Source organism: Candidatus Pantoea floridensis (assembly GCF_900215435.1).
Lineage (GTDB): Bacteria > Pseudomonadota > Gammaproteobacteria > Enterobacterales > Enterobacteriaceae > Pantoea > Pantoea floridensis.
In genome coordinates this window covers 1,405,231-1,423,683 of the sequence record NZ_OCMY01000001.1, presented here as the reverse complement: position 1 = coordinate 1,423,683, position 18,453 = coordinate 1,405,231, and the positions used below count along the sequence as shown (strand labels likewise).

Sequence of the window (18,453 nt, the reverse complement as noted above, 5' to 3'; positions counted from 1 at the left end):
TTCTCCTCGTATTGTCGTCTTTTGACTGTATGCAGTTATGCCGCAAGGGCATAAGACATAAAAATTTTGAGGCGATAAGCGCCCCTTATAACGCTGTGCTGCTGCCCCAGGTGCGCATGAATGCGCACCCTACGAACGCCATTACACCTACATGCGCACCCTACGTCGTAGGGTTGCCATTCATGGCGACCGATGCGGCTCAAGCGTCAGAATTCCCTCGTCATATTCCACCGCAGAAAGATGTTCAGCCGTGAGCGACCGGATCGTGCCGTTGGTGGGGCTGCGTACCGGCACATACAGCGGCCCAACCTGTACCAGCGCCACGATGTCACCGGCCTGCACCCATTGGTCGACCGCCACAAAATCTTGCTGGCTCTGCGGATGACGGCGCAGCAGCGTGCCGGGCATCGGTGCGCCGATACGTTGTGTTATGAGGGAAATTTCCGGGGAGGGAACCATCGCGGATACGGGCGACGGCGCGGACGGCGTGGCGGCAAAGGTTAACCGCACCGACCAGTGCTTACCATCGAGCGCCAGACTGCTCAACCCGGCGGTTTGCATCTTGCGCGCCAGGGCGCGCAGCGTTGGCAGCGGTATTGCGGTTTTATCCATAAACGTCCCGTCAAAGCGAACATGCCCGCCGGTGCGGGCAAAATCGTAATCTAGCGCGTTCGTTCAACGGGCAGTAAGAGGGTTTCGCTTTACGGCAATAAGCGGGTCTTATCCCACCAGCGTCAGCGGATAATTCTCGACGTTGCGGCGTGACATCAGCGACAGCAGGATTGATTTCACCGCTTCAGCCGGCTGCGACAGCGGCAGGTGATCCGACATGCAGAACGACAGCGAAACCTGCACATCCGGATCGACGATCTTCGCCATCCACGCATCGCCGCTTTTCAGCATCGCCCGGGCGGCGGATTCCGGCATGATGGTGGTGCCGAGACCGGCGCTGAGCGCGGCATTCAGCGTCGTTTGTGATTCGATCTCGCATTTCACGCGATACTGCAGATTGTTATGCACAAAGGCATCGTCGAGCACTTTGCGCATGATGTTGTAGACGCGCGGCAGGAACAGATCGTACTGCGCTACCTGCGCCAGCGGGATCTCTTTTACCGGCTGCGCGAGGCTGAATGGACAGACGAAGTAGAGATCCTCTTTCATCAGCGGCATAAAGCGCAGCCCGTGGATGGTGCGATGATCGTAAATCACCGCCATGTCCATGCGGCCGTTCATGATCAGCTCGCTCAGCGTGGTGCCGAAGTTCTCATTGAAATAGAGCACAATGCCGGGATGCTGCTGCTGCACTTCCATCATCAGCGGCAGGGCAAGATTTTGCGCAGCGGTGCCCGGCGCTAAGCCGACCGAAACGCTGCCGCTCAGCGACGCGCCCACCAGCTCAATGGCGCTTTGTGCCTGCTCGCACTGGCGCAAAATGGCCTGCGCGTGGGAATAGAGCGTTTTACCCGCTTCGGTCGGCGTCACGCCGCGCTTGGTACGAATGAGCAGTTGCTGATTCACTTCCCCTTCCAGCGTAGCCAGCTGCTGGCTGAGCGCAGGTTGGGCAATATGCAAAATATCGGCGGCCTGAGTCAGGCTACCTACATCAACAATTTTAACAAAGTACTTGAGGCGACGAAGATTCATGGACACTTCCTCCTACAGAACGCATATCGGTTATTAAGCAAAGTTGATGCCAAAATAAGCTTTCGCGATAGAACTCAGACAGGAGGGTAGAGCCACAGTGCCTCCTAAGGCTGGTGCTGAGTTGACGAGTCGCCGTGACGGCGCGTGCTGAACAGCCACCTGTGCACTGGTATGGTGCGAATTACCCATTAGATTTGTCGATGATGGGCGGTATCAACCTGCCGGTGCGCACGGTAATCAGCCCCTAAAAGTAACACTCTATTAACATTGCGTCAGGCGCTGGCGCGTGACCTGCCGCCCATTTTCCTATCAGGCGCGCGACCTTTATGGCAAAAGTGTGCGGTCGGTTCAGTCATCGCTTTGTGTTATATCACCACAACAAAGCACTATTAACCGCCGCTTCGGGCAAAAACCTATTCTCTGTTAAACGTCGTGTCTGCGGCTTGCTGCGGACCGTTCATGCTGACACTGAGCCAGGATTAACTCATGCCCGAGATAGCCGATAGATTAAAGAATGTCACCGTTTCTGCCTCCGTTGCCATGACCCAAAAAGCGCGCGATCTCGCCGCGCAGGGGATTGATGTGGTAGCGCTTTCCACTGGCGAACCCGATTTCCCCACGCCGCCGCATGCGATTGAAGCGGCTTACGCCGCTGCGCGCGGCGGCGATACGCGCTATCCGCCCACGGATGGCACCCCTGCGCTGCGCAAGGCGATCCAGCTGAAATTCAAACGCGATAATCAGCTGGATTATGACGTCAGCCAGATCCTCACCGCCGGTGGCGCCAAGCAGATCATCTTTAACGCCATCATGGCGACCATCAATCCGGGCGACGAAGTGGTGATCCCCACGCCGTCATGGATCAGCTATGCCGATATCGTCAAATTCGCTGGTGGCATTCCGGTGGCGCTGCCATGTGCGCAGGAGAACGGCTTTAAACCGCTGCCTGCCGATCTCGATGTCGCCATCACCGACAAGACCAAATGGCTGCTGCTCAACTATCCGAGTAACCCAACCGGTTCGGTGGCGACCAAAGCGGAGCTGCAAGCGCTGGGCGAGGTGCTGCTGCGCCATCCGCAGGTGTGGATCATGACCGACGATATCTATGAGCACCTGATTTATGACGAGGTGCGCTTCTACACGCTGGCGCAGGTTGAGCCGCGCCTGTTTGACCGCGTGCTGACGGTGAATGGCGTGTCGAAAGCCTATTCGATGACCGGCTGGCGCCTGGGCTTCTGTGGCGGTCCGGCGCCGTTGATTTACGCGATGAGCAACGTTAATACGCAGAACAGCGGCGGCGTCTGTACCTTAACGCAGGCGGCAGCGGTGGCGGTGCTGGCAGGTCCACAGGATCTGTTGCAGGAGCGTGCACATATCTATCGTGAGCGCCGTGACTACGTGCTGGAGCGTCTGACCTCGATTGATGGTCTGCGCTGCCACAAGCCGCAGGGGGCGTTTTATCTGTTCGTCAATATCGCCGGATACCTTGGCAAAACCAGCGCCGGTGGTCGGCTGATCGCGAATGACGCGGATTTTGTGCTGGCGTTAATTGAGGAGCAGCACGTGGTGACAGTGCAGGGCGCGGCGTACGGTATGAGTCCGTTTATTCGGTTGTCGTATGCAACGAGCATGGAACGATTAGAGACGGGATGCGATCGCATAGCGGCGTTTTGCGAAGGTTGCGTTTAATGTCCTGGTCGTCATGTATGACGACACTACCTATCACCTCGTAGGGTCGCCATTCATGGCGACCAGGTGCGCATAAATGCGCACCCTACGAAATACCATGTACAAATTTCGGGTTATTGCGCTAACACTTGCGCGGCCGGGGCGACCTGATGGCCGCTGGCTTCAATTTCGCTGCGCACAATGGTGGCGAGCGTCAGTGAACCGGGCGTGTCGCTGTGAACCAGAATCGAACGCGCGCGTATGGCAATCTCCTCGTTTTCTATCGTCGTGACCGTGCCGTGCTGCAAAAACTGACGCACGCGGGCGCGCAGCGCGGCTTCCTCTTTGATCACCGCACCGGCAATGCCGCGTGGCACCAGAAGACCTTGCGCGTCATAAGCGCGGTCCGCCAGAAATAGCGTGAGCGTTTTCAGGCCTGCGGCCTGCGCGGCGGCTTCGATGAGCGTATCAGGTTGAGCAAAGACGATCAGATCGCTATTGATGCGCGCCACTAATTCCATCACCTGTTGCGCCAGCGCGGCGTCGCGGTTGACGAGGTTGCCCATCGCGGCGTGGAAGCTTAGGTGCGACACGTGCGTGCCTTCCGCGCGGGCAATCGCCGTAAGTGCACCGAGCTGATACGCCACCTGCTGGCAAATCTCTTCGCTGCTAAATGGCAGCTCGCGGCGGCCAAAACCCTGACGATCGGGCAGCCCTGGATGTGCGCCAATGCCGACGCCATGCTGTTTCGCCAGCCGCACCATGTTGGTCATGATCGCCGGATCGCCTGCGTGGAAGCCGCAGGCAATATTGGCCGATGACACCACTTGCATCAGCGCGGCGTCATCGCACAGCTGATAAACGCCGAAGCCTTCACCCATATCGGAATTGACATCAATCTTCATGCTTAGGGTTCCTTGTGCGGATTAAACGGTTAGCGCTCTACGCAGTGGCTGGCAGCTGAGGCGCAGCCGATTCAGCCAGCGTGCCACTTCCTGTTCGATGGCGATCGCTTCGCGCGCATCGCTCTGGATCAGCTGGATCGACTGACCCGGCAGCACCTGGCCCAGTCGCCACAGATCCTGCTCGATCACCCCGGCGATCTTCGGATAACCACCAGCGGTGTTGGCATCGCTCAGCTGGATAATCGGTTCTCCCCCCGGCGGCACCTGCACAATGCCGGGGATCAGCCCATAGGATCGCATCTCAATGGTTTCAGAGGGGAAAATGGGCGCGCCCGCCAGCCGATAGCCGGTACGATTGCTTTGATTAGAGACTTGCCACGACTGCTGCCAGAAACGAGCGGCATCGGCGGCAAACAGCGCATATTCGCCGGACGGAATGGCGCGCAGCTGAATGTCACCGGCGCTGTTACGCGGAAAATGCGCATGCAGCGCGCTGTCCGGCGGCTCAATTCCGATGCCGCTTACCGGCAGCGGCGGGACGCGGCTTTCGCCCAGCGCCAGCCGATCGCCACGCTGCAGCGGGCGTCCATCAACACCCCCGAAACCGCCGCGCAGCGCGGTACTGCGCGAGCCGAGCACCAGCGGCACATCAATCCCGCCGGCGACACACACATAGCCACGCGCGCCGCTGCGTGGATAGCGCAGCTCCAGTACCTGTCCGGCGCGTACGCCGCAGCCCCACCATGGCGGCAGCGGCGTACCATCCAGCGTGGCGCGGCAATCGGCACCGGTCACCGCGATGCTGCTGTCCTGCAGAAAACGCATGCGAAAGGGGAACAGCTGCACTTCAAGCGCCGCTGCGTTCTCATCGTTGCCCAGTAACAGATTGCCAGCGCGCAGCGCCAGCGCATCCATGGCGCCGCTCACCGATACGCCCATGTGGCGGAAGTTGAAGCGTCCAAGATCCTGGACTGTATTCAGCGCACCGCTCTGTTCGATCTCAATCACAGCTCAATCCTCTGCGGCAGAAAACGGATACGATCGCCCGGCGCCATCAGCGCAGGGGAATCCGCCAGCGGATCAAATACCGTTAACTCGGCAAACCCAATGGCGTTCCAGCCGTTTGGGCCGGTCAACGCCGAGACGCCCGCCTGCGCGCCGCCGATGGTGACGGTGCCTTTCAACATGCTCAGCGACGGTACTTTCTTACGCGGCGTCGCCAGCTGCGGATCTAAGCCATGCAGATAGCCAAAGCCCGGTGCGCTGCCCAGTGCAAACACCGTATATTCGCTCTGGTGATGCAGGCGCACCACCTCACGGGGGGATAATCCGGTGTGATGACACACGGCAGCAAGATCGGTGGCGTGTTCACCGCCGTAATGCACCGGAATTTCAATCAGTTTTCCCTGCGGGCTAATGGCCTGCGCCTGATCCCAGGCAGCATGCAATTGCTTGCGCACAGCGTTTTCATCAAGGGGAATATGGCGGAACAGCACCAGCAGATTGGTGACGCCGGGAATCAGCGCTTCAATCGCTTCATCGGCGTGCAGCAGACGCGCCAGTGACCAGATGCGGCGCTGTGCCGGAAGATCGAATCCACCCGGCGCTTCCACCAGCCAGGCGCGTGCGCCAATGGTCGAGAGCTTAATGTCAGAGGAGCAAGCCAACGCAGGGGCGCTGGCGGACGGGACCGCAGAGTGCGACATCACGGGCATGGTTATTCCAGCGGTTCAAATTTCAGACTGGCGAGCGGCTGCACGCGCTCTTCGCGCACCATTTTGTACTCCGTATTCGGACCGATCCAGGTGTCCCAAATCTTGTCGATGGTGCCATCATCGTCCATCGCCTTCAGGCTGCTGTTGACGCTGGCCAGCAACGCCGGTTCGTCACGCTTCATGCCGATACCAATCGGCTCCAGCGCCATCGGTTCCTTGATCATCGCCAGATTGATACCGTCCTTTTTCGCCTGCGCAATGGTTTTGATACCGGTCATGGTGTTGGTGACGAAGCCCACTGATTTATTCTGCTCGAGCGCGAGGAAGGCAGACGCCGAATCCTGGAAGGTGACGGCTTTGCCGCCTTTGATATGGATCGACTGCTCAGAGGTGGTGCCTTTGGTGGCGCTGATACGTTTGCCCTGGAAGTAGCTCAGCGGCTTATCGGCCAAAGGCGCTTTGACCAGCAGCATCTCTTTGGCGACGTAATAGGGATCGCTGAACTGAATCTGGTTGCCGCGCGTTTTGGTGTAGGCAAGGTTGGCGATCAGCACATCGGCGCGGCCAGTGGCGATTACCGCAATGCGCGCTTCAACTGAGGTGGGCACCAGCGTCAGCTTGACGTTCATCTGCTTCGCCAGCGCGTTACACAGATCGATATCCATCCCCGCCAGCTGACGCGTTTTCGGATCCGGAGAAGAGAAGGGCGGGACGTCTGAATAGACGGCGCACTTCAGCTCGCCGCTGGATTTGATGTTCGCCATCATGTCTGCATGCGCAGCCGAAATAGCCAGCAGCGGCAGCAGTGCCAGCCCGATGGTGGTAGGTCTTTTCATGGTCATGTGAACTTCCTCAATGATGAATACCACGGCGTCACCGGGACGGAGCGCCTGCGTTCTCGCTGTTCTGGACTATATCGGCTTTGTTTTCAGACGAAAAAGAGGGAAACCCTGTTATGCGATAGCGAAAAAATATGACCACGGGGACATAAGTTCTTTCTATTCAGGCAGAGCGAAAAAGTGTTATCCAGCGCACACTTTTCTCGCCACGCTGCACGCATGTCCTCTCGGCAGTCCCGCCGATTGCACGTGGTAGAGAGAATAGAGAAGCATGAATGCCCGATTAGGCGTGTTACTGAAGATTTTGGCTGCGCTGTGCGCCACATTGATGCTGGCGTGTGTAAAAGGATTGAATGGCGCGATCCCTACCGGTGAAGTGATTTTTTTCCGCAGTTTTATCGCCCTGTTTCCGCTGTTGATATGGCTAAAAGCGCAGGGTAAGGTGCTGGAAAATCTCAAAACGCGTAACCTGTTTGGCCACTTTATTCGCGGTTTCTCCGGCACCGGCGGCATGTATTTTAACTATCTGGCGCTGGTGTATATCTCGCTGGCCGATGCGACGGCGCTGAGCTACGCAGCACCGCTGTTTACGGTCATTTTGGCGGCGATGCTGCTTAAAGAGCGGGTGCGGATGTCGCGCTGGGTAGCGGTGGTGGTGGGGTTATCCGGCATTTTGATTATGCTTTCCTCCAGTCTGAGCGCCAGCGGCGCGCTATTTTCCAGCCAGGCCAGCAACGCGACGACCAGCCTCGGCGTGGCGTTTGCGTTGATTGCGGCGCTCTGTTCGGCGACCTCGAACGTGCAAATCCGCTTTCTTAACGGCATCGAGAAGCCGGGCGCGATTGTGTTCTATTTCTCGCTGATGACCACCCTTATCGGCCTGACAACGGCGCTGTTCGGCTGGACCACACCCAATGCGTTGCAGCTGTTATTGCTGGTGGGCTGCGGTTTGTTTGGTGGCCTGGCGCAGATCCTGGTCACGCTGAGCCTGCGCTACGCTGATGCCTCGCTGCTGGCGCCGTTCGATTACACCACGCTGGTGTGGTCGATGCTGATTGGCTATCTATTTCTGCATAGTTTGCCGGGCAGCACGACCTTGTTGGGGGCGTCAGTGGTGGCGCTGGCCGGCATTTTCGCGGTGTGGCGTGAGAATCGCCAGCGCAAACTGGCAATGGTGAGCAGCACGCCTTAGCAGGGTGCGCATGAAGGCGCACCCTACAAGGGGGAAACATTGGCATTGCGTTAACGAAACACATCATCAATGATTTCAACCTGCTTGCTGCGCAGCGTTTCCGCCAGCCAGCTGCGCTCCAGCGCGCCGGTTTTCGCCAGTTCAAAGTTCTGTTCATCAACAATGAGATAAGCCTGCGCGGCTTCGAGAATGCGCGCCGCATCCTGGCGTGGAATGACAATCACGCCATCTGCGTCGCCCAGCACAATATCGCCTGGGGAGACGTGGATTTTGCCGCAGGCAATTGGCACGTTGATTTCCCCCGGGCCATCCTTGAACGGACCGCCCGGCGTGTGGCCTGCGGCGTAGATCGGGAAATCCATGCGGGATAACCCTTCGATATCGCGTACCGGACCATCCAAGACAATGCCTTCCATGCCGCGTTGTTTGGCGTAGGTCGCCATTACTTCACCCATCAATGACTGGCTGCGATCGCCTTCATTCGACAGGATGATCACATCGTTACGGCCCGCCATGTCTAACGCTTTGTGCAGCATCAGGTTGTCGCCAGAGCGGGCTTTGACCGTAACGGCCAGGCCGCACATCACTGGCTGGCGCGGCGCGGTTTTCAGACTGATCTCCGACGACAACGCGGGCAAGCGGCTCATGCAATCGGCTACCACCGCAGCCGGTAAACAACGGAATGCTTCCAGCAGCGGTTCGGCATCGGTGGGACGACGTAAATAGATTCGGTTTCCTGCGCTCATATTTATTCTCCTGTGGGGGCTAATTTAATTAATAGAATTTTTTTAACGGGTAAATAATTAAATGGAAATGTAAGATGCTTAATTATTTAGGCATGGCTTTTCGGCACTTCAATAATGATGAGTGTCGTATAAGGATCTGAATCAACAGGTACTTGCTAGCATGGGATAAGCTTACGGGATGGCGCGGATGTTACCTATGGGATGTTACGGCTAACGGAAACAGGATCACGAATTAATATTTAGAGGGTTTTTAACTCTCTGATAATTAATTTTATTGGATTTTATTATGGAGGGATAAATTAAAAGTATTATCTGCATATTTAATTCTTTTCAGAGGCAGCTCTCAAATCTAAAACGTTCACTGCAACATCAGACAGAAATCTTGATGCAAATCATCTCTTAAAATATAACTTCCAGTTTATATGGCATGAATATAAACTACAGTTTATGAGAGTGCATTTTGAACAGTTGGGAAGTTGAAACGACTTTGCTCTTCGCAGCATGGCTGCAAGAACAAGATGATGAAATGATTGAGGATGTGTTATCGAGCCTTGAAGTGCTGAAGGTGTTCGGCCCAATGTTGGGGAGACCGGATGTCGATACTGTTACCGGCTCTCGTTTTGCCAACATGAAGGAGCTTCGTATTCAAAGCAATGGTAGGCCGATACGCGCATTTTTCGCGTTCGATCCAGTGAGGAAGGCTATCGTGCTTTGTGCGGGTGATAAAACCGGTGTGAATCAGAAGCGCTTCTACCAATCGATGATCAAACTGGCCGATAAAGAGTATCAGCAGCATCTGGAGGAATTAACCCATGCCAAAACTTGAAGAATTGATTGTCCAGCGCTCCCCAGAGTCTCAGGAGCGTATTAAGAATAAGACCGACCAAAAAATCATTGAGATTCGCCTGCGCCAATTGCGTGAGGAACTGGAACTTTCCCAGTTTCAGTTGGCTGAAAAAATGGGTATATCGCAACCTGCTATTGCCGCAATTGAGGCTCGAGGTGATGAGATAAAACTTTCAAGTCTGAAAAAATATGTCGAGGCTTTGGGCGGTAAACTGAGCTTGAACGTAGAACTTCCTACCGGGGATGGCCGGGTATTTCAGATCTGATGTGGATGAAGATGTCAGTGTAAAATCGGCATCATTTTTAGTTCGCAGAAAAGCAAAAACCCAGCCATAAGCTGGGTTTTCTAAATGTTGGTGCCCGGACGCGGAATCGAACCACGGACACGGGGATTTTCAATCCCCTGCTCTACCGACTGAGCTATCCGGGCAACGGGGCGCATTAAACCCTAATGGCTCACAGCCGTCAACGGCTTTCGTCAAAAAAACGTAGCAATCGTGATTGATTGCTGGCTTTTCAGACAAGATGGATAAAAAGGCTACGCCAGTGCGCCATTCTGACGACACAGCGCAATGCCGAGCACATCTTCCGCTAAGCGGCGCGCCGTTTCCACATCCTGTACGTTGCGTTTCACCAGCAGCTTGCTCAGGCAACCTTCCAGAATCAACTCCATCTGATCGGCCACCATGGTGGGATTATCCAGCGCTAAATCGACCAGAATTTCATGGGTAAACTGCCAGGAGCTGCGTTTTTGCTGTTCGGCTAACTGATGGACGGGCTGATCGGGCTGCGGGTAGAAACTACAGGCGGCGATAAACAAACAGCCCGGAAAGCGGCCTTTGCTAACGTATTCGCTTAGCACTTCGTAGCGCGCCAGCAGCTTTTGTTCGGCGCTGAGATGGTCATTGAGTTGAACCTGGCGGCGCCAGCTATCAATTTGCTGGCCGTGATAGCGCAATGCGTCGTAGAGCAGGGCGTCACGATCGGGCCAGAAGCGCGTGAGCTGCTCCGCTTCAAGGCCGCTTTCGCCCGCCAGCTGCGCTAAAGACGTGGTGGCGGCCAGGCCGCTCTGTTCGAGCACATTCAGCGCATGCTCGAGTATTTGTTCACGTTGCAAGTGACTCTCCTCTGGAATGCGGGCCCGCTCGCGGACGAACGGGCAGTGTCCTGCAGACAGTGTCGTTTAACGCGACACATTGTGCAAATGTGCACGGAAATCGGCGGCGTTAAGGAAGCCGGTAACACGCGAATCGGGAATCTCGTTGCCTTGCGCATCGAAGAACAGAATGGTCGGCAAGCCTAACACCTGCAGATGCTGCAGCAGCGCATTGTCCTGCGCGTTGTTGGCGGTGACGTTGGCCTGCAGCAGCTGCACCTGGCTCAGCGCGCTGCGCACGCCATCGTCGCTAAAGGTGTATTTCTCGAACTCCTTGCAGGCGACGCACCAGTCGGCATACAAATCGACCATGGTGATGCGGCCCTGCGCCTGCTGTAGCGCGCTCTCGAGCTGATCGCTGCTGCTGATGGTGTGGAACGGCAGATGCGCCACGGCTTGCGCGCTACTGCCGCTGCCAAATGCCCAATCCTGTAAGGGGCGAGCGCTGACGAGCGCAGCGGCCAGCATGAGGATCTGCAGCACCCGCCATTTGCCGGTCGCCCGCAGGCTGAGGCTGAATGCCCAGGCGAAAAACGCCACGCCGAGCAGGCTCCACAGACGTAAGCCCCACATATCGCCAATGACTCGCTCCAGCAGAAAAACCGGCAGCGCCAGAATCACAAAGCCAAAGCCCTCTTTCACCGTTTGCATCCACGGCCCGCTCTTCGGCAGCAGCTTGTTGCCAAACATCGTCACGGCAATCAGCGGCAGGCCCATGCCAAAGGCGTACAGCCACAGCGTGCCGGCACCGGCCCACAGATTTCCGCTCTGTGCGATATACAGCAGAATGGCGCTAAGCGGCGCGGTGGTGCAGGGCGAACAGATCAAACCTGCCAAAGCACCCATCATAAACACGCCCGGCAGCGACCCGCCTTGCTGACGATTGCTCCACAGGGTGAGGCGGGTTTGCAGGCTGGAAGGCAACTGCAGCGAGAACAAGCCAAACATCGACAGCGCCAGCAGCATGAACAGCGCCGATAAGCCAATCAAGACGTAAGGATGCTGTAGCGCCGCCTGGAAGCGTAATCCCGCTGCCGCGACCACCATGCCGAGCACGGTGTACGTCAGCGCCATGCCCTGCACGTAGACCATCGCCAGCGCAAACAGCCGTCCCATGGAATAACGGCGCGGGCCACCCAAAATGATGCTGGAGATCAATGGGTACATCGGCAGCACGCACGGCGTGAAGGCCACGCCAATACCAATCAACAGCGCCCACAGCGGGGAGAACGGCAGCGGCGTGCTGTGATTCGTTGGCTGCGCGCTGGCAGCGGGCGCATCCTGATTGGCGGCCACTGCGCTGAGCGGCACACTGCGGGTTTCGGGCGGATAACAAAATCCAGCGGCAGCGCAGCCTTGATACGTCACGGTGACGGTCGCACCTGCATCGGCCTGGCGCAGGGTGATCGGCAGCTGCAGATCCTGCGGATAGATTTCACTTTTGCCGTAGAACTCATCTTCGTGCGGCTGGCCCGGCGGCAAGCTAAGGGGAGAAATCTGCGCCTTGTGCGGCGTGACGTGGATTTGCTGGCGATAAAGATAGTAGCCATCCTTCACCTTCCAGCTTAGCGTCAGCTGATTTCCCTGCTGGCTGAAATCAAAGGCAAAGGCCTGATCGACCGGTACAAAGCGGCTGTTGTTGTTGGATGAGAAGAGTGAGGCTTGTGCCGGAAGGCAGAAGACCAGCGCCAGGCAAAAGCCGGCAAGGCGAAAGAGTCGTGCAGCCATAACGAATGAATCAGCTCCGGTGGCGAATAAGCCGCGATGATAGCACGGCCGCCTCGCCACGAGGTTTTCAGGATGTAACGGCGCTACAGGATCAGGCTGCCGAACAGGAAGCCAAACGCCACCGAGAAGGCAATCGCCAACACGCCGGGGATAATAAAGGAGTGATTGAACACAAACTTGCCGATACGGGTTGAGCCGGTGTCATCCATTTCCACCGCCGCCAGCAGCGTCGGGTAGGTTGGCAGCACGAACAGCGCGGATACCGCAGCAAACGAAGCCACCGCCGCCAGCGGCGACACCCCAAGCATCAGCGCGGCGGGCATTAAGGCTTTGGTGGTCGCGGCCTGCGAATAGAGCAGCGTGGCGGCAAAGAACAGCACCAGCGCCAGCATCCACGGATAACTTTGCAACATATCGCCGGCCAGGGTTTGGATATCGGCCAAATGCGCTTTAACAAAGGTATCGCCCAGCCAGGCCACACCCATTACGCAGATACAGGCGCTCATGCCGGATTTAAAGGTGCTGGCGCTGAGAATTTCACCGGTATCGACTTTGCAGGTCAGGCAAATCAGCGTGGCAACGGTGAGCATAAATACCACGATAGCTTCGTTGCGCGGCAGCACGGGATTGCTGATCAGCCCAACGCTGTCGCTGATCGCTGTGGCATACAGTACCACCGCGGCGATACCGATCAGGAACAATAGCACTGCGCGTTTCGCCCCGGGTTTGATGTGGTAAACCTGCTCACCGCGTAGCTTTACCTCGCCCTTTGCTAAACGCGCCTGATACACCTCATCCTCTTTGAGCTCTTTGCCAAGGAAGCTGGTGATGACGGCAGCACAGAAGATTGCCGCCATGGTTGACGGCAGCGCTACGCCGAGCAGCGCCAGATAACTCACGCCGTGTGGCTCGAGGACGGAAGCGAAAAACACCACCGCAGCCGAAAGCGGCGAGGCGGTGATGGCGATTTGCGAAGCAACGACGGCAATCGATAACGGACGGGAAGGGCGCACGCCTTGCTCTTTTGCTACTTCGGCAATCACCGGCAAGGTGGAGAAAGCGGTGTGGCCGGTGCCAGCCAGCAGCGTCATGACATAGGTCACCAGCGGCGCAAGGAAGGTAACGTAGCGGGGATGGCGACGCAGCAGGCGTTCTGCTAATCCCACCAGATAATCCAGGCCGCCGGCGATCTGCATCGCCGCGATCGCAGCAATGACTGCCATGATTATTTCGATCACATCAAACGGGATGGCACCGGGTTTAAGGCCGCAAAACAGTGTCAGCGCCAGCACACCCAAGCCGCCCGCGAAACCAATGCCGATGCCGCCCAGTCGCGCACCGAGCCAGATCGCCAGCAGCACAATCATCAACTCTACTATTACCATTCGTTCCACTCCCTGAGCCGCGGACACACCGAAGCTCTTAATATTGTTGCCGCCAAAATGAAAAAAGCACGCCGCATTGTATACGGGCGTGCTTTTGGCAACGTGATCTGGAGCTGATTACTGTTCGTTTTCGTCGGTGTAACGTTTCGCTTTATAAACCGGATACATCAGGTTCTGGATAGAGAAAATATCGTCCAGCTCCGCTTCGGTCAGCAGGCCGCGCTCCAGCACCACTTCCCGCACGCTTTTACCGGTTTCGGCACAAATCTTACCCACGATATCGCCGTTATGGTGGCCAATATACGGGTTGAGGTAAGTAACAATACCGATTGAGTTAAACACGTAGGCTTCACATACCGCTTTGTTTGCGGTGATGCCGTTAACGCATTTTTCCAGCAGGTTGAAGCAGGCGTTGGTCAGAATGCTGATCGATTCGAACAAGGCCTGGCCAATGACTGGCTCCATCACGTTCAGCTGCAGCTGACCGGCTTCAGATGCCATGGTGACGGTGATGTCGTTACCAATCACTTTAAAGCACACCTGATTCACTACTTCTGGTACGACCGGGTTCACTTTGGCGGGCATGATGGAAGAACCGGCCTGCAGTTCGGGCAGGTTGATTTCATTCAGGCCAGCGCGTGGACCGGAGGAGAGCAGGCGCAGGTCGTTACAGATTTTCGACAGTTTCACCGCCAGACGTTTCAGCGCAGAGTGGACCATCACATAGGCACCGCAGTCGGAGGTGGCTTCAATCAGATCTTCTGCCGGCACCACCGGCAGATTGCTCACTTCCGCCAGACGCTGTACCGCCAGCTGCTGATAGCCATCCGGTGTGTTCAGGCGAGTACCGATTGCCGTTGCGCCAAGGTTCACTTCCAGCAACAGTTCGGCGGTACGCAGAATACTGCGCGTCTCTTCATTCAGCAGCACGTTAAACGCGTGGAACTCCTGGCCCAGCGTCATCGGCACCGCATCCTGCAACTGGGTGCGGCCCATTTTCAGGATGTTTTCGAATTCGACGGCCTTACGCTGGAAGCCTTCGCTCAGCTGGTTGATGCCATCGAGCAGTTTTAGGATCGAAGCATAAACCGCGATGCGGAAACCGGTTGGATAAGCATCATTGGTCGATTGACACTTATTCACGTGATCGTTGGGATTAAGATACTGATATTCACCCTTCTGGTGGCCCATCAGCTCCAGACCGATGTTGGCCAGCACTTCATTGGTGTTCATGTTAACCGAGGTGCCCGCGCCGCCCTGATAGACGTCAACCGGGAACTGATCCATGCATTTGCCGTTATTCAGCACCTCATCACACGCCTGGATAATGGTGTTTGCGATGTTGCGGGGAATGGTTTGCAGCTCTTTGTTGGCGAGCGCGGCTGCTTTCTTCACCATGACCATACCGCGAACAAATTCCGGTATGTCACTGATTTTATTATTACTAATATAGAAGTTTTCAATCGCACGCAGAGTATGAACACCGTAGTAAGCATCTGCTGGAACTTCGCGCATGCCTAACAGGTCTTCTTCGATACGAATGTTGTTCGCCATGATTACCTTCTTATTATTGCTGCCTTGTTACTACCGGGCGTCCGGTTGGACGGGCGGCAAATAACGTGCAGGTGAAGCGATTATATTGTCGTGGAATGTCAGCGCCGACATATTATCCATCTTCGCGCTGACGGGCACGATCATATTCTGATGTTACAGAATTGTTTGTGCACAGATCACTTTACGGGCATTTGCAGGCCCAGCGGTAATAACGATATGTGATGTACTTCGCAATTTTAAGTCAGTGGGAAAAAAATGGCAGGTTCGGTTGAAATTGCCCGTTCAGATGCCCATCTCTATCCATACGGTCTTGCAGACCAACCCTTTCTGCTGCCTGGCGATTTGCGGGGCAGCTCCAACTCACAGGAGAATTCGGTGCGCTGGTTACCGTTACTAATTTTTTTCGTATTAGCCTGGATTGAAATCTCAATCTTCATTCAGGTCGCGCATGCGCTGGGCGTGCTGCTCACCATGCTGCTGGTGATTTTTACCTCGGCGATTGGCGTTTCGCTGGTGAAGAATCAGGGCATGAAGAACTTCCGGCTGATGCAGGAGAAGCTGGCGCGCAATGAAAGCCCGGCGGCAGAGATGACGAAAAGCGTTTCGTTAATCATCTCCGGCTTCCTGCTGCTGTTGCCTGGTTTCTTCACCGACTTCCTCGGATTATTGCTGCTGCTACCACCGGTGCAGAAGCATCTGACGCTGAAGCTGATGCCGCATCTGCGCGTATGGCGCGGCCCGGGCGCTGGCCCCGATGCGGGATTCACTGTGGACGGTGAATACGAGCGTAAGGATCAAGATCGGATTGGTCACGATAAAGACCAATAAGCAAAAGAAGGCGGCGCAAGCCGCCTTTTTGCTGCATTTTTCGCCATCTGTTGCAGAAACGAAAATATTTATATTTTTTGCCCTTGAAAGCCCACTTATTGCCCCTATCTCTTCCAGCACGAGGCCGGAAGCCAAGCAGTCCGGTTCTAACCCAAAAAATGAATGATTGGACTTCTCAAAGGAGAGCTATCAAATGAAAATTCGTCCATTGCACGATCGCGTCATCGTCAAGCGTAAAGAAGTTGAAGCTAAATCAGCGGGCGGCATCGTGCTGACCGGTTCAGCTGCCGGTAAATCTACCCGCGGTGAAGTCCTGGCTGTTGGCAAAGGCCGCATCCTGGAAAACGGTGAAGTTAAGCCTTTGGACGTGAAAGTGGGTGATCTGGTGATTTTCAGCGAAGGCTACGGTGCTAAGACCGAGAAAATCGACAACGAAGAAGTTCTGATCATCTCCGAAAGCGACATCCTTGCGGTTGTTGAAGCGTAATTTACGCGTAATTCACTGAACGAAACGAATTTAAGGGATATTTGAAATGGCAGCTAAAGACGTAAAATTCGGTAATGACGCACGCGTAAAAATGCTGCGTGGCGTAAACGTACTGGCAGATGCAGTAAAAGTTACCCTGGGCCCGAAAGGCCGTAACGTGGTTCTGGATAAATCTTTTGGTGCACCGACCATCACTAAAGATGGTGTTTCTGTGGCGCGTGAAATCGAGCTGGAAGACAAGTTCGAGAACATGGGCGCGCAGATGGTGAAAGAAGTGGCCTCTAAAGCGAACGACGCAGCAGGCGACGGCACCACCACCGCAACCGTACTGGCTCAGGCTATCATCACTGAAGGCCTGAAAGCCGTGGCTGCGGGCATGAACCCGATGGATCTGAAGCGCGGTATCGATAAAGCGGTTATCGCTGCGGTTGAAGAACTGAAAACCCTGTCTGTGCCTTGCCAGGATTCACGCGCCATTGCTCAGGTAGGTACCATCTCTGCTAACTCCGATGAAACCGTGGGCACGCTGATTGCTGACGCAATGGATAAAGTGGGCAAAGAAGGCGTTATCACCGTTGAAGAAGGTACCGGCCTGCAAGACGAGCTGGACGTGGTTGAAGGTATGCAGTTTGACCGTGGCTACCTGTCGCCGTACTTCATCAACAAGCCAGAAACGGGTGCCGTTGAGCTGGAAAGCCCGTTCATCCTGCTGGCTGATAAGAAAATCTCTAACATCCGCGAAATGCTGCCAGTGCTGGAAGCCGTTGCGAAAGCCGGTAAGCCACTGCTGATCATTGCAGAAGACGTGGAAGGTGAAGCACTGGCAACGCTGGTGGTTAACACCATGCGCGGTATCGTTAAAGTGGCTGCGGTTAAAGCACCTGGCTTCGGCGACCGTCGTAAAGCGATGCTGCAGGATATCGCTATCCTGACCGGCGGTACCGTTATCTCTGAAGAGATCGGTATGGAGCTGGAGAAAGCGACCCTGGAAGATCTGGGTCAGGCAAAACGTGTTGTCATCAACAAAGACACCACCACCATCATCGATGGCGTGGGCGATCAAGGCGCGATCTCTGGCCGCGTAACGCAGATTCGTCAGCAGATCGAAGAAGCGACTTCTGATTACGACAAAGAAAAACTGCAGGAGCGCGTAGCGAAACTGGCAGGCGGCGTTGCCGTGCTGAAAGTGGGCGCAGCGACTGAAGTTGAAATGAAAGAGAAGAAAGCGCGCGTTGAAGATGCCCTGCACGCGACCCGTGCTGCGGTTGAAGAAGGTGTGGTTGCGGGTGGTGGTGTGGCGCTGGTTCGTGTTGCTGCGAAAATCGCCGCATCTGGCCTGAAAGGTGATAACGAAGATCAGAACGTAGGTATTAAAGTTGCGCTGCGCGCAATGGAAGCACCTCTGCGTCAGATCGTCTCTAACGCCGGTGAAGAGCCTTCAGTTGTGGCTAACAACGTGAAAGCAGGCGACGGTAACTACGGTTACAACGCGCAGACTGAAGAGTACGGCAACATGATCGACTTCGGTATCCTTGACCCAACTAAAGTGACCCGTTCTGCGCTGCAGTACGCTTCATCGGTTGCTGGCCTGATGATCACCACCGAAGCGATGGTGACTGACCTGCCGAAAAGCGACGCACCTGATTTAGGTGGCGCTGGCGGTATGGGTGGCATGGGCGGAATGGGCGGCATGATGTAATTGCCCCTGACGGCTTAAGCCATCTGAAAACCCTCGATCGGAAACGGTCGGGGGTTTTTCT

18 protein-coding genes and 1 tRNA gene are annotated in these 18,453 nt (G+C 55.9%); 7 read left to right on the top strand and 12 right to left on the bottom strand.

The genetic code is table 11. The features are described from left to right. Positions 1-180 precede the first annotated feature (180 nt). Positions 181-612, bottom strand: coding sequence for an acetyl-CoA carboxylase biotin carboxyl carrier protein (locus tag CRO19_RS06720; RefSeq protein ID WP_097095147.1), 432 nt, complete (start codon positions 610-612; stop codon positions 181-183). A gap of 108 nt (positions 613-720) precedes the next feature. Beyond that, complete coding sequence (gene nac / locus CRO19_RS06715; RefSeq protein ID WP_097095146.1) at positions 721-1,644, bottom strand: nitrogen assimilation transcriptional regulator NAC; 924 nt, start codon at positions 1,642-1,644, stop codon at positions 721-723. 486 nt (positions 1,645-2,130) lie between these two features. Between nac and CRO19_RS06710 the strand changes: the two genes are divergently transcribed. Beyond that, a complete protein-coding gene (locus tag CRO19_RS06710) occupies positions 2,131-3,333 on the top strand; it encodes a pyridoxal phosphate-dependent aminotransferase (protein WP_097095145.1) in 1,203 nt (400 codons plus the stop codon). Positions 3,334-3,446: 113 nt separating this feature from the next. Here CRO19_RS06710 and CRO19_RS06705 read toward each other — a convergent pair whose 3' ends face one another. From CRO19_RS06705 to CRO19_RS06690, 4 genes are read right to left on the bottom strand one after another with little or no spacing between them, the layout of a single operon-like run. Then, on the bottom strand, positions 3,447-4,217 hold the full coding sequence (locus tag CRO19_RS06705; RefSeq protein WP_097095144.1) for a 5-oxoprolinase subunit PxpA: 771 nt from the start codon (positions 4,215-4,217) through the stop codon (positions 3,447-3,449). A gap of 21 nt (positions 4,218-4,238) precedes the next feature. Next, entirely contained in the window at positions 4,239-5,225 is a 987-nt protein-coding gene (locus tag CRO19_RS06700; protein ID WP_097095143.1) for a 5-oxoprolinase subunit C family protein, read from the bottom strand. Next, the gene (gene pxpB, locus CRO19_RS06695) at positions 5,222-5,932 is read right to left on the bottom strand and encodes a 5-oxoprolinase subunit PxpB (RefSeq protein ID WP_097095142.1); all 711 of its coding nucleotides are present in this window, start codon (positions 5,930-5,932) and stop codon (positions 5,222-5,224) included. Before pxpB ends, CRO19_RS06700 begins: the two co-directional genes overlap by 4 nt. A 2-nt stretch (positions 5,933-5,934) precedes the next feature. Beyond that, positions 5,935-6,774 carry a transporter substrate-binding domain-containing protein gene (locus tag CRO19_RS06690; protein WP_097095141.1) on the bottom strand — a complete coding sequence of 280 codons (840 nt, stop codon included), beginning with the start codon at positions 6,772-6,774 and terminating at the stop codon, positions 5,935-5,937. Positions 6,775-7,042: 268 nt separating this feature from the next. Here CRO19_RS06690 and CRO19_RS06685 point away from each other — a divergent pair, with 268 nt between their 5' ends. Continuing rightward, a complete protein-coding gene (locus CRO19_RS06685; RefSeq protein WP_097095140.1) occupies positions 7,043-7,963 on the top strand; it encodes a DMT family transporter in 921 nt (306 codons plus the stop codon). A gap of 50 nt (positions 7,964-8,013) precedes the next feature. Here the strand turns inward: CRO19_RS06685 and CRO19_RS06680 are convergent, their stop codons facing one another. Continuing rightward, positions 8,014-8,709, bottom strand: coding sequence for an RraA family protein (locus tag CRO19_RS06680; RefSeq protein ID WP_097095139.1), 696 nt, complete (start codon positions 8,707-8,709; stop codon positions 8,014-8,016). A 460-nt stretch (positions 8,710-9,169) separates the two neighbouring features. Between CRO19_RS06680 and CRO19_RS06675 the strand changes: the two genes are divergently transcribed. Continuing rightward, positions 9,170-9,535 (top strand): type II toxin-antitoxin system RelE/ParE family toxin, encoded by a 366-nt coding sequence (locus CRO19_RS06675; RefSeq protein ID WP_097095138.1) that lies wholly within the window; start codon positions 9,170-9,172, stop codon positions 9,533-9,535. Next, positions 9,522-9,821: a helix-turn-helix domain-containing protein gene (locus CRO19_RS06670; protein ID WP_097095137.1), complete on the top strand. Its 300-nt coding sequence runs from the start codon at positions 9,522-9,524 to the stop codon at positions 9,819-9,821. Before CRO19_RS06675 ends, CRO19_RS06670 begins: the two co-directional genes overlap by 14 nt. Before the next feature lie 88 nt (positions 9,822-9,909). Here CRO19_RS06670 and CRO19_RS06665 read toward each other — a convergent pair. From CRO19_RS06665 to aspA, 5 genes are all read right to left on the bottom strand, one after another. After that, positions 9,910-9,985: transfer RNA gene (locus tag CRO19_RS06665), tRNA-Phe, on the bottom strand. A 108-nt stretch (positions 9,986-10,093) separates the two neighbouring features. Further along, a complete protein-coding gene (gene dicD / locus CRO19_RS06660) occupies positions 10,094-10,672 on the bottom strand; it encodes a division control transcriptional repressor DicD (protein WP_097095136.1) in 579 nt (192 codons plus the stop codon). A 66-nt stretch (positions 10,673-10,738) separates the two neighbouring features. Next, positions 10,739-12,439 carry a protein-disulfide reductase DsbD gene (locus tag CRO19_RS06655; RefSeq protein ID WP_097095135.1) on the bottom strand — a complete coding sequence of 567 codons (1,701 nt, stop codon included), beginning with the start codon at positions 12,437-12,439 and terminating at the stop codon, positions 10,739-10,741. 83 nt (positions 12,440-12,522) lie between these two features. Continuing rightward, a complete protein-coding gene (locus CRO19_RS06650) occupies positions 12,523-13,824 on the bottom strand; it encodes an anaerobic C4-dicarboxylate transporter (protein ID WP_097095134.1) in 1,302 nt (433 codons plus the stop codon). 117 nt (positions 13,825-13,941) lie between these two features. Then, positions 13,942-15,378, bottom strand: coding sequence for an aspartate ammonia-lyase (aspA, locus tag CRO19_RS06645; protein WP_097095133.1), 1,437 nt, complete (start codon positions 15,376-15,378; stop codon positions 13,942-13,944). 375 nt (positions 15,379-15,753) lie between these two features. Here aspA and CRO19_RS06640 point away from each other — a divergent pair, with 375 nt between their 5' ends. From CRO19_RS06640 to groL, 3 genes are all read left to right on the top strand, one after another. Then, positions 15,754-16,206, top strand: coding sequence for an FxsA family protein (locus tag CRO19_RS06640; protein ID WP_176519199.1), 453 nt, complete (start codon positions 15,754-15,756; stop codon positions 16,204-16,206). Between the two features lie 193 nt (positions 16,207-16,399). Continuing rightward, complete coding sequence (locus tag CRO19_RS06635) at positions 16,400-16,693, top strand: co-chaperone GroES (protein WP_008104420.1); 294 nt, start codon at positions 16,400-16,402, stop codon at positions 16,691-16,693. Between the two features lie 46 nt (positions 16,694-16,739). Continuing rightward, complete coding sequence (groL, locus tag CRO19_RS06630) at positions 16,740-18,392, top strand: chaperonin GroEL (RefSeq protein ID WP_097095131.1); 1,653 nt, start codon at positions 16,740-16,742, stop codon at positions 18,390-18,392. Positions 18,393-18,453: the final 61 nt, after the last annotated feature.